This is a genomic window from Flexithrix dorotheae DSM 6795, assembly GCF_000379765.1.
GTDB classification, from domain to species: Bacteria; Bacteroidota; Bacteroidia; order Cytophagales; family Flammeovirgaceae; genus Flexithrix; species Flexithrix dorotheae.
On record NZ_KB903527.1, the window covers coordinates 1 to 1,309 of the forward strand.

Below are 1,309 nucleotides of genomic sequence, written 5' to 3' on the forward strand. Positions count from 1 at the left end.
TTTCAGGACAGTCCTGTTTCACCCGGACAAAATTATTATTACTATTTAAAAGCAGCCTCTTCTAATACCGGTGNAGCTGCCAGTGATTTTAGCAAACATGACGTGGGCTTTGCTAAAAACAAAGGAAGTATTGATAGCAGAAGAATAAGGTATAGTACAGATCAACTAGAATTTGGATCGGTTTTTCAGGGAGATTCATCGATAATGGAGTTTACCCTTGCAAATTTAAGTACCCAACCTATATCAATAGATTCGATGAACGTCCCTATTCCTTTTTATACGAACTGGAATGCAGGAACAATTGAGGCAGGTCAATCTAAAACAGTAAAGATTTTCTTTAAACCTCAGGATGAATTGTTTTATTTTAGAAATTTGATTGTTTTCTCGGATGCCAATCCTTATACAAAAACTATTACCCTTTCTGGAAAAGGAGAAAATTTGTTACCTACAAGCATACCAGAGGATGAAAGTGAAGCTTTATTCATAACCTATCCTAATCCTTTTACAGATAACCTTTCCTTTGAATTAAATAATAATTTTTATGGAAAAATATACCTTTCTGTTATAAATACACAGGGTAAAATTATAAAGGAATTAATTGTTGATAAACAAAACGCATTGATAAAGAAAGGCCTAGATTTATCTTTATTAGGACAAGGAGTATATTTTCTGAAAATTAGTTACGAAAACATTATTATTTCAAAAAAGATCACTAAAAAATAACTACATACCAATTTTGAATATACTCTTTGAGAAAGAAATAACTTCTTGAAGTAAGTAATTTTTTTAAGAAAGATAAGATAACCCGTCTTCCGAGTTTAGATATACAGCAAAAGTTCACATTGATATCCTATTTATATCGATAATTCTGCTAATCATTTCTCTTTCAAAGTCCATTTTATCCTCCTAAAAATAAAAATGTTACATGCGTAATATTTTAATCATTTTGATACCCCTCATTTAAGATTATTAACAAGTACAGCACGGAAATTGATAAATCGCTATAAGTTATATGAAATTTTGCGCCTATTACAAAAGTATTAATAAATAGTTTGCTAAATTTTTTCTAGGCAAACCATAAATTTTAAGCTATTTGAAAATACTATATGTAATTGAGTTGGCTACAAACTATTTCATAGAAGTAAAATTCAAATTACATAACTCCAATTTTCATGAACCTAACTTACAACTTCTATTTGTTTTCAAAACACTTAAGTTTATTGAAGGTATTTGCAAGGTATTATTGTTTTAGTTTACTCACAATATTATTGCTTACTACCAATGTATTTGGTCAGGATGTAGCCAATCA

At 29.4% G+C, this 1,309-nt stretch carries 1 protein-coding gene; it reads left to right on the forward strand.

All coding sequences use genetic code 11. The features are described from left to right. The first annotated feature begins 102 nt into the window (after positions 1-102). Positions 103-723 (forward strand): T9SS type A sorting domain-containing protein, encoded by a 621-nt coding sequence (locus A3EM_RS45315; protein ID WP_425402082.1) that lies wholly within the window; start codon positions 103-105, stop codon positions 721-723. Positions 724-1,309: the final 586 nt, after the last annotated feature.